The organism is Streptomyces sp. NBC_00207, assembly GCF_045160965.1.
Classification (GTDB): Bacteria; Actinomycetota; Actinomycetes; order Streptomycetales; family Streptomycetaceae; genus Streptomyces.
The window spans coordinates 6,831,396-6,842,195 of the sequence record NZ_CP130715.1 but is presented as its reverse complement, the minus strand read 5'-3'; the positions used below and the strand labels follow the sequence as shown (position 1 = coordinate 6,842,195).

5 protein-coding genes are annotated in these 10,800 nt (G+C 73.0%); all 5 read right to left on the bottom strand.

The window, feature by feature from the left end; genetic code table 11:
- Positions 1-8: 8 nt before the first annotated feature.
- The 5 genes from OG472_RS32235 to OG472_RS32215 all read right to left on the bottom strand — a co-directional run bounded on the left by OG472_RS32235 (position 9) and on the right by OG472_RS32215 (position 10,700).
- Positions 9-6,659: an amino acid adenylation domain-containing protein gene (locus tag OG472_RS32235; RefSeq protein WP_405942318.1), complete on the bottom strand. Its 6,651-nt coding sequence runs from the start codon at positions 6,657-6,659 to the stop codon at positions 9-11.
- Between the two features lie 208 nt (positions 6,660-6,867).
- Entirely contained in the window at positions 6,868-7,557 is a 690-nt protein-coding gene (locus OG472_RS32230; RefSeq protein ID WP_405942317.1) for a thioesterase II family protein, read from the bottom strand.
- Between the two features lie 441 nt (positions 7,558-7,998).
- Positions 7,999-8,796: an ABC transporter permease gene (locus OG472_RS32225; RefSeq protein WP_383568610.1), complete on the bottom strand. Its 798-nt coding sequence runs from the start codon at positions 8,794-8,796 to the stop codon at positions 7,999-8,001.
- The gene (locus tag OG472_RS32220; RefSeq protein WP_401611332.1) at positions 8,793-9,806 is read right to left on the bottom strand and encodes an ATP-binding cassette domain-containing protein; all 1,014 of its coding nucleotides are present in this window, start codon (positions 9,804-9,806) and stop codon (positions 8,793-8,795) included. The genes OG472_RS32225 and OG472_RS32220 overlap by 4 nt, the downstream gene beginning before the upstream one ends.
- A 45-nt stretch (positions 9,807-9,851) precedes the next feature.
- Positions 9,852-10,700 (bottom strand): DUF4097 family beta strand repeat-containing protein, encoded by an 849-nt coding sequence (locus OG472_RS32215; RefSeq protein ID WP_401611331.1) that lies wholly within the window; start codon positions 10,698-10,700, stop codon positions 9,852-9,854.
- Positions 10,701-10,800 lie beyond the last annotated feature (100 nt).

Here is a 10,800-nt window from a genome sequence, read left to right as displayed (position 1 = left end):
GGATCATTTTACTGTCCACTCCTGTCCATCTTGCGCAGTCGAGGCCGGCTCGACGTGCCTGCGTTCTTGACCGTGCGCGAAAGCTCTGAAACTGCGTGGGACTCGAAGATCGACCGCAAAGGCACGCTCACCCCGAGCACCTTCCGGATGCGGCTGGTGAGCCGTGTTGCCAGCAGGGAGTTGCCCCCCAGTTCGAAGAAGTCGTCGTTCATGCCGACCCGTTCCACGCCGAGCACCTCCGCCAGCAGCTCGCAGAGAGCCGCCTCCTCGGGAGTGCGCGGCGCCCGGTAGGGGCGGCCGGCCGGTTCTGGTTCGGGCAGCGCGGCCCGGTCGAGGCGGCCGTCGGGCGTCAGCGGCAGCCGCTCCAGGGTCACGAGGACCGCGGGGACCAGGGCCGCGGGCAGGTACCGCGCCGCGTGGGCGCGTACCTCGTCGGCGTGGGCCCCGGGGTCGGCGCCGTACGGCTCGGCGGGTACGAGGTAGCCCACCACCTGCGCGGTCCCGCCCGGCCCGTGGCCCTCGCGGACGGCCACGGCCGCCTGCGCCACCCCGGGGTGCCCGGTCAGGACGGCCTCGACCTCGGCTGGGGCGACCCGCGTACCGCGGACGGCCGCCTCCGTGTCGCCGCGCCCGAGGAATTCCAGCCGGTCGTCCCCGGTCCAGCGGACCAGGTCGCCGGTGCGGTACATCCGCGATCCGGCCGGGCCGTACGGGTCGGCGACGAACCGCCCGGCGGTCAGTCCGCCGTGCCCCCGGTAGCCGCGGGCCGGCGCGCCGCCCGCGAGGTACAGCTCCCCGACCGCGCCGTGCGGCACCGGGGTGAGCCCGGTGCCGAGGACGTACGCCCGCACTCCGGCGAGCGGCGTCCCGGCGGGCACGGCGGCGGTGCCCGGTGGCTCCTCGCCGTCCGGCGGTGAGAAGGCGGTGGCGAAGCCCGTCTCGGGGTGGCCGTGGAGGTTGATCAGCCGGGCCCCGGGAGCGGACTCCGCCGCCCGCCGCGCCAGTGCGGCCGGCAGCGGCTCGCCCGAGAACACGATCGTGTCCGCGTGCAGGTCCCCGGCCACCTCGTCGAGCAGGTCGGCGAAGGCCGAGGGGGTCGTCGCGAGCGCCCCGCACGCGGCGGCGGAGGCGCCGAGGAGGCGGTGCCCGGCGAGGGCCCGCGGATCGGGCAGCACCTCGACGCCCCCGCCGCCGCAGAGCGCGGCGAGGATCTCCATGACCGGCGGTTCGGCGTCTGCGGGGAGCCCGGCCAGCAGCCGCGGGCCGGCCGCGGAACCGAGCCGCGCGAGCAGCCCCGTCACCCGGTCGGCCACGTTCCGATGGGTGGTCTCCACCCCGGTCGGCCCGCCCGGGCCGCCGCAGGCGTACGAGAGGTACGCGAGCCCGTCGGGCCGCCGGACGGGAGTCGCCGGAGCGCAGGCGCCGTCCCCGGAGCCCAGCTCGTCCAGGTGGGCGGTGGGGACCGCGGTGTCCGCCGCGGCGGCCGCCGTGTCCGGGTCGGTGAGCACGAGCAGCGGCCGCGCGTCGGCCAGGACGCGCGCGAGGCGGCCGGCCGGGTGGCGCGGGTCGAGCGGCAGGGCGGCGGCGCCGGACTTCAGTACGCCGAGCAGCGCGACCACCAGGTCCGCCGACCGGGGCAGGGCCAGGGCCACCGGGGTCTCCGGGCCGGCCCCGCGGGCGATCAGGCCGTGTGCCAGCCGGTTCGCCCGCTCGTCGAGCTCCCGGTAGGTCAGGGACTCCGTGCCCGAGACCACGGCGACCGCCTCGGGGGTGGCGGCGGCCTGCCGCTCGAACAGCTCCGGGACGGCTCTCGTCCCGTCGGCGTCCGCGCCGGTGGTCCGCGGGCCCGCGCCGAGCCCGTTCAGCAGCCGGTCCCGCTCGGCGGGCTCCAGTACGTCCACGGCGCCGACCCGGCGGCCGGGGTCCTCGGCCAGCTGCCGCAGGATCGCGGCGAACCGGGCGGCGATGGACTCGGCCACGGCGGGGTCGAGCACGGTGCGCTGGTACTGCACCGCCAGGCGCAGCCGGTCGGGCTCGATGAAGGCGAGCACCGTCACCGGGTAGTGGCTGGCGGTGAAGGAGCGGATCCCGGTGATCGAGATCCCTGCCGCGCGGCTGGCCTCGACGATGCCGGCCCGGTCCATCGGGAAGGACTCGAAGCCGATGATGGTGTCGAAGAGGGCGTCCATTCCGGCGGCCTGCTGGATCTCGCTCAGGCCGAAGTGGTGGTGGTCCATCAGCGCGGCCTGCCGGCCCTGCACCGTGGTCAGCAGCTCGGCGAGGGTGTCCGCAGGGGCGCACCGCACCCGTACCGGCAGGGTGTTGAGGAACATTCCGACGGTGGAGTCGGCGCCGGGCAGGGCGGGCGGGCGGCCGGCGACGGTGGAGGCGAACACCACGTCCTGGCGGCCGGTGAGCTGGGCCAGCAGGATCGCCCAGGCGCCCTGGACCACCGTGTTCAGGGTGACGCCGAGATCGGAGGCGCGCCGGAACAGCTCGCGGGAGGCCTCGACGGGCAGCGGCACCTCGGCCTGCCGCATGGCGATGTCCTCGGCGGACTCGGCGGACGCGGCGGACGCGGCTGCCCCCGCGGACGCGGCTGCCCCGGCGGCCGGGGTGGACACCACCGGGGCGAGCAGCGTCGGCTCCCCGAGCCCGCTGAGCTCCTTGCGCCAGACGCGCGCGGACTCCTCGGGGTCCTGGCGGGTGAGCCAGGCCAGGAAGTCCCGGTAGTCGCGGGCGGGTTCCAGCCCGGTGACCTGCCCGGAGGCCTGGCCCGCCGCTCCGTAGAAGGTGAGCAGGTCCTGCATCAGCAGGGGCACCGACCAGCCGTCGAACAGCACGTGGTGGGCGGTCAGGACGAGTTCGTACGTCTCCTCGCCGGTCCGGATCAGCGTCATGCGCAGCATCGGCGGCGCGATCTGGTCGAAGTGCGTGGTCAGGTCCTCGGCGAGGAACCGCTCGAAGGCCTCCGTGCGCTCCGCCTCGCCGAGCCCGGACAGGTCGAGGTCCTGCCAGGGCAGGGTGACGGAGTCCAAGACGAGCTGGACCAGGTCCCCGTACGCGTTGTGCACGAAGGCGGTCCGCAGGCTGGAGTGCCGCTCCAGCAGCGCCTGTCCGGCGGCGCGCAGCCGGCCGGCGTCCACCCGCCCGGACAGGTGCAGGGCGTACTGCACCTGGTAGGCGTCGAAGGAGGAGTCCTCGAAGATCGAGTGGAACAGCAGGCCCGACTGGAGCGGGGTGGTGGGCCAGACGTCGGTGAGGCCCGGGAAACGCCGCTCCCAGCCGTCGATGTCGGACTGGCTCGCGGTCACCAGCGGCAGGTCCGAGGGGGTCAGGCCGCCGGCGCCGGGCCGGGCCGCGTAGCGGGCGAGGCCTTCCAGGGCGGCGCACCACAGGTCGGCGAGCTCCCGCACCTCCGCCGGGGTGAGCACTCCCTCGGGGGCGCTGAAGGCGGCGTTCAGGACCGGGCCGGCCGGCTGGTCGCTGACCGTGGCGTTGATGTCGAGTTCGGCGGAGGCCGGCATCCGCGGGTCCTGGGCGGCGTCGAGCTCGGCCAGTTCGGCGATGGCCGCAGCCTCGGGGGCCTGGGTGAAGCCCGCCCCGCCCTGTTCGCCGGGCCGGTCTGCGCCGGCTGCGAAGCGGCCCAGGTAGTTGAAGCCGACCTGCCCGAGGGCGTGTTCGGCCAACTGCGCGGCGGTCTGCGGGTTCAGGTGGCGCAGCAGGCCGTAGCCGATGCCCTTGTCGGGCAGGGAGAGGAGCTGCTCCTTGACCTTCTTGACGGCCAGGCCGGCGGCCGGTCCGCCCGCGAAGGCCTCGTCGAGGTCCACCCCGGCGAGGTCCAGGCGCACCGGGAAGGCGGTGGTGAACCAGCCCAGCGTGCGGGCGAGGCTCGCGCCGGGTGCGGCGGCCTCCTCGCGGCCGTGTCCCTCGAGGCGGATCAGCGCGGAGGTCTCGTCGACGGAGCGGGTACGCCGCCACTGCGCGAGCGCCAGGGCCAGCGCGGCCAGCAGTCCGTCGTTGACCCCGCCGTGGAAGGCCGCGGGAAGGTCGGTCAGCACGGCCTCGGTGACGGAGACCGGGAGCTGGACGTGGGTGACGCGGACGGAGGACCGTACGTCGACGGCCGGGTCCAGCCGACGGGTGCCGAGCAGCGGGTCGGGACTCTCGACGACCGAGCGCCACAGGTCCAGCTCCGCGACCCGCTCGGGGCGCAGGGCCTCGTCGGCCAGGGCGTGCGCCCACCGGCGCATCGAGGTGGCCACGGGCGGCAGTTCGGGGGTGCGGCCGGAGCTGATCTGCTGCCAGGCCGAGGCGAGGTCCGGCATCAGGATGCGCCAGGACACGCCGTCCACGATCAGGTGGTGGAGGACGAGCAGGAGCCGTCCGGTGCCACCGCGCCCGGCGCCCTCCGCGCCCTCGGCCCCCTCGCTTGCGGACGCGTCGAACCAGACGAACCGGGCGACCACGCCCGCCGCCGGGTCCAGCCGCTGCGCGGCCTCCTCCAGTTCCCCGAGCAGCAGGCCCCGCCAGGACTCTGCGTCCCAGCGGCCGTCGCACGCGACGCGGCGCAGCAGCGGCTCCACGTCCACGGAACCGGCGGGCGCGACCACCAGTCCGTCGGCCTCGCCGTCCCCCTCGCCCTCGGCGTCGGCGACGAGGCGGGAGCGCAGCAGGTCGTGGCGGTCGACCACGGCCGTGAGGGTGGCGGCCAGGCCGGCCCGGTCGATGCCCTCGGGCAGCTCCAGCACCATGGCCTGCAGGAAGCGGTCGAAGCCGGGGCCCCACGCGCGGATCCAGCGGGCGACGGGCAGCAGCGGCATCCATCCGGTGCCGCCTCCGTCGAACTCCTCCAGGACCGGGCCGGTGGGGGCGCCCTCCCCGTTCGCGACGGCGGTCTCGGCGAGGCGGGCGACGGTCCGCTGCTCGAAGACCTGGCGGGCGGTGACCACCAGGCCGCGGGCCCGGGCCCAGGACACGACCTGGAGCGACTGGATGCTGTCGCCGCCGATGGTGAAGAAGTCGTCGTCGATGCCGACCTGTCCCACGCCCAGAGCCTTGGCGAAGAGGTCGGCGAGGATCTCTTCCTGCGGGGTGCGCGGGGCCCGGTAGGTCTCGCCCTTGAACTCGGGTTCCGGCAGGCGGGCCTTGTCGAGCTTGCCGTTCGGGGTCAGGGGCAGCCGGTCCAGCAGGACGAAGGCCGCGGGGACCATGTGGTCGGGCAGGTGCTCGGCGGCGAAGGCGCGCAGCTCGCCGGCGCCGAAGCCGGAGTCGAGGGCGATGCTGCCGTAGGCGCTGCCCTGCGGGCCAGCCCGGCCGGGACGGCCGGAGCCGGCGGGGACGACGTAGGCCACCAGCTGGCGGCTGCCGCGCCGCTCGTACGGGAGGACCGCGGTGTCCGCCACGCCGGGGTGGCCGCTGAGCACCGCCTCGATCTCGAGCGGCTCGATCCGGATGCCGCGGATCTTGACCTGGGTGTCGACGCGCCCGTGGAAGACGAGTTCGCCCTCCGGGGTCCACTCCACGAGGTCGCCGGTGCGGTACATCCGCGCGCCGGGCCCGCCGAAGGGGCAGGCCACGAAACGCTGGGCGGACAGGTCGGGGCGGCCGAGGTAGCCGCGGGCCAGCGAGGCGCCGGAGACGTACAGTTCGCCGGTCACGCCGGCGTCCACCGGGCGCAGCGCGTCGTCCAGGACGTGTACGCCGGTGTCGGTGATCGAGCGTCCGATCGGCGGTACGCGGCCGTCGCCGGCCAGCGGCGCGCTCATCGTGGCGCACACGGTCGTCTCCGTGGGCCCGTACGCGTTGATCATGCGGCGGCCGGCCGACCAGGTGGCGACCAGCTCGGGGGTGGTGGCGTCACCGGCGACCACGAGGGTCTCGACGGAGGCCATGGCCCCGGCCGGGAGCGCGGCGAGCACCGGGGGCGGCAGCGTCACGTGGGTCACGCCGTGCCGGGCGATGGTGTCGGCCAGGGGGTCGCCGGGGGCCAGCGCCTCCTTGTCGGCCAGCACGAAGGCGGCGCCGGACAGCAGGCCCATGCACATCTCCCACACCGAGGCGTCGAAGCTCGGCGAGGCGAACTGCAGCACCCTGCTCGCGGGGCTCACCCTGAGCCGCTCGGCGTGCGTCGCGAGCAGCGGGGCGAGGCCGTTGTGGGTGACGGCGACGCCCTTGGGGCGGCCGGTGGAGCCCGAGGTGTAGATGACGTACGCGGTCTGCGCCACGCGCTGCGGCCGGATCCGGTCCGCGTCGGTCAGCGGGCCGGCCGCCTCGGCGGAGACGGCCGCCGCGGTCTCGGGGGCGTCCAGCAGCAGTACGGGGGCGGGGAGTTCGGGCAGCAGGCCGCCGGTGACGGCGTCCGCCAGGACCAGCCGGGCGCCGGAGTCCTCGACCATGTACGCGAGGCGGTCGGCGGGGTACGCGGCGTCCATCGGCAGGTACGCGCCGCCCGCCTTGAGCACCGCGAGGACGGCCACCCACAGCTCCGGCGACCGCTGCGCGGCCACGCCCACGACCGACTCCGGTCCGACTCCGCGTCCGACCAGGAGCCGGGCCAGGCGGTTGGCCCGCGCGTCGACCTCGCGGTAGGTCAGCGAGGTTTCGCCGAAGACCAGCGCTACGGCGTCCGGTGCGGCGACGACCTGCTTCCCGAACATCTCAGGAATCGTCGCCACCGGCACCGCCGTGTCATGGAACGAGCACAAAGCGACCATCCCCCAATGGTTGGACATGAAGACCGGAATCTCGTGGGTTTGATTTCTCATTGATCTCAGCCGGCGGGCGGTGCGGCAAGCCCGGAAAAGCTGCCACACAGGAATTGCCCGCGGAAAACCGCACCGCCCGTGATGCGACCCGATGGGGAGCTTATGACTCCAGCACCGTACCGGCGATGAATTCGAGCAGCTCGGCGCTCAGTCCGGGCTCGAAGAGATAGAAATGCCCGCTGGGGTAGACACGCAGGTCGAAGGCGGTGTCCGTGTGCGCGCCCCAGGTCTCCATCTCGTTCAGCGGCGCCCGGCTGTCGGACTCGCCGACGAGGGCGGTGATGGGCACGTCCAGCCGCGCGTCGACGGGCATGGCGTGCTGCTCCCAGAGGGAGAAGTCGTCCATCACGGACGGCAGCAGGGCGTCCATGGCGTCCTCGTCGTCGGCGAGCTCCTCGTCGAAGCCGCCGAGCCGCAGCACCTCGGCGCGGAACTCCTCTTCGGACAGTCCGTGCAGCTGGGGCCGGTTGCGGAAGGGCTCGGGCGAGGCCTGGCCGGAGAGGAACAGGTGAGCCGGCCGGGGGCCGCCGCGCGACTGGAGCGCCAGCGCCAGCTCGAAGGCCAGCAGGGCCCCGCAGGAGTGGCCGAAGAAGGAGAACGGGCCGTCCAGGACGGGGCGCAGGGCCTGCATCAGGGCCCGGACGAGCGGGCCGACCTCGGTGGCGGGGTCCTCCATGATGCGGTTCTGCCGGCCGGGCAGCTGCACCGCGACCACCTCGATGTCGGCCGGGAGTTCCTGCACCCAGTCGGCGAAGGCCCCCGCTCCGCCGCCGGCCTGTGGGAAGCACACCAATTGATGGCGGTGTCCGGGGCGCCGCGCCCGCCATATGAAGGGACTTTCGACGACCAGTCCGGCGGCGGTTTCCGTTGCGTGGCTGCGCGTGTGTATGACCATGACCCCTCTGCAGATTTCGGTGGAAGCGGAAAGCAGAACGCAGAAAGTGGAAAGCAGTACCGGGTGCGCTGGTGCAGCGGGCCGGATCGGTCACGGCCTATTTCCCGCACTTCCGCAATTGATCGTAGGAGCGGCCCTCCGGCGAGACAAGGAATGCCCGCACACCTCTGCCGGACGGGCACTGGTGAGCGATTCCTCCTTGCGTTTTCGGCCATCGCGCCCCGTTCCTTGTGCTCCCGCTGTCCCGTCGACGGGACGGCGGAGCACGAAGAACGGGGCTGCCCGGCCTCTCGGCCGGGCAGCCCCGTTCGGGTTCCTGCGTGGTGCGGTGGGCGGTTAGCTCTTCGCCTCGCGGTTGAAGGCGGAGCGGGCCCAGAGGTAGCCGAGGACGCTGAGGACGACGCCCCAACCGAGCGCGAGCCACGCGCTGTTGCCGATCTCCGTACCCATGAGCAGGCCCCGGAGGGTGTCGGTCATCGGGGTGAAGGGCTGGTACTCGGCGAACCAGCGCAGTCCGACCGGCATGGACTCCGGCGGGACGATGGCGCTGCCGAGGAAGGGCAGGAAGGTCAGCGGCATGGGCGCGTTGCTCGCCGCCTCCACGCTGCTGGAGCCCAGACCGATCGCCGCGGACAGCCAGCTGAGGCCGAAGGCGAGCAGCGCCAGGATGCCGAGGGCGGCGAGCCACTCGACGACGGTGGCGTTGGGCCGGAAGCCCACCAGGAGCGCGACACCGATGACCAGGACCAGGCTGATCATGGTCTGGATGACATTGCCCACCACGTGCCCGGTCAGCACCGAGGAGCGCGAGATCGACATGGTCCGGAAGCGGTTGATGATGCCTTCGGTCATGTCCGTGCAGACCGACACGGCGGTCGAGACCGCGCCGGCGGTGGCCGCCATCAGGAGGATGCCGGGGGCTACGAAGTTGGTGTAGTCGCCGCGGTCACCCGTACCGCCACCGGGCAGTTCGATGCCGGCGCCGAGCGCGCCGCCGAAGACGTAGACGAAGAGCAGGAGCATCAGGATCGGCATCGCGACGATCGAGATCGTCATCGAGGGGTAGCGCTGTGCGTGCTTGAGGTTGCGGCGCAGCATCGTCATCGAGTCGCGCATCGCGTACGTGGTGCTCATCGGCGGGCCTCCTGCACCGTGTTGGCGGGGCTGGGAACGGTGGTCGCGTGGTGGCGCGACCCGTCGCCGGTGAGGGCGAGGAAGACGTCGTCCAGGTCGGGCGTGTGGACGGTCAGTGCGTCCGCCGTGACACCGGCGCCCTCCAGCAGGTCGAGGACGGCGCGCAGCGCGGGGATGCTCCCGTCGCTCGGGATCTGCAGGGTGAGCTTCTCCTCGTCGCGGGCGCCCTCGTCGAGGCCGAGCCGGCGGGAGGCGGCGTCCAGGCCGATCAGGTCGGAGAACTGAAGGCGGATGTGCCCGCCGGGGATGCGGCGCTTGAGCTCGTCCGCGGTGCCCTCGGCGACGATCTTGCCCTTGTCGAGGACGGCGATCCGGTCGGCGAGCTGATCGGCCTCTTCCAGGTACTGCGTGGTGAGGAAGATGGTCACGCCCTGGGCGGTGAGCTGCTGGATCAGGTGCCACATGGTGCGGCGGCTGCGCGGGTCGAGGCCGGTGGTCGGCTCGTCGAGGAAGATCAGGCTCGGGTTGCCGACGAGGGTCATCGCCAGGTCGAGCTTGCGGCGCATGCCTCCGGAGAAGGTGGAGGCCATCTTGCCGGCCACCTCGGTGAGTTCGAACTGCCGGAGTAACTCGGCGCTGCGGCGCTTGCCCTCCGCGCGGTCGAGGTGGTGCAGGTCCGCCATGAGGAGCATGTTCTCCTCGGCGGTCAGCAGCCCGTCCACCGCCGCGAACTGGCCGGTGACACCGATCCGGGCACGGATCGCATCCGCGCTCCGCTCCAGCGAGTGCCCCACCACGGTCGCCTCGCCACCGTCGGCGGCGATGAGCGTGGAGAGGATCTGGACCGTGGTGGTCTTCCCCGCCCCGTTCGGACCGAGCAGCGCGAAGATCGTGCCCGCCTGCACATGCAGGTCAATCCCGTCGAGTACGACCTTCTCGCCGTACGACTTGCGCAGGCCGACTGCGCTGATCCCCTTGGGCGGGGCCATCTGTTCGGTCGCGGCACTCATCGTGCCCCCTCCATTTCGTAGCTGTTGCGAGGCAGAGCTCTGACGTCAGGCGCCGTGCGCACGCTGGATGGTGATGTCACCGAGGCTGGTCCTCGCGTGCACCTTGACGGTCTCCGCGCCCTCCGCGGGGCCTTCGGCGGATCCGAGGGTGCTGTAGACCGTCCCGGACTGGGAGTTGATGTCGAGCCAGGCGGCAGTCCCCTGGCGAATCCCGACCTCGAGGTTGCCAGCCTTAGTCTGGAGCTCGACCGTGCCGCGCGCCACTTCCTCGATGCGTACGTTGCCGTTCGAGCTCTTTGACGTCACCGACCCTTGCGCCCGGCCGACGGTGATGTTTCCATTGGCGACCTTCAGCCGCAGATCGCCCGCCACGTCGTCCAGCCACGTGTTGCCGTTGGAGTTCTTGATGTCGGCGTCCCCGCCGATCGTGCGGACCCGCACCTCGCCGGAACCGGTGGTGACGTCGACGTCACCCGTCGCCGTGTCGAGCTGGACGTCCCCGTGCTGGGTCTTCAGCCGCACCGGGCCGGCCTGGTCGAGCCGGATGTCGCCGGCGCTGGTGCGGACCTCGCACTCGCCCAGCGTCCCCTTGCAGGTGATGTCGCCCATCTCCAGGGTCCCGAGGAGCCGCGAGCCCTGCGGCAGCGCGACCTCGACCAGGACCGAACCGCGGGCGGAGAACAGCCCGCGCGCCTTCGGCGTGCGGATCGTCAGCGTGCCGTCGGAGAAGTCGACCTTGGTCTCGTCGGCGGCGCGCTGGTCGTCCTTGTCCCCGGCGGTCCGCGGGTGGATGTCGACCACCGCGTCGGTGCGGTCCCCGGCACTGATCCGGGCGACACCGACCTCGACGTGGATGTTCGCGGTGATGGGTCCCTTGGTGTCGTAAGAAGGCATGACTGTCCCGTCCTCGTGAGTCTGGTGGTCGCCCCCGCTCCGGGGACGTGAAGATGTGACGCGAGAGTGGTCGGCCTCTCGCACGCCGAAACGGTGCTCG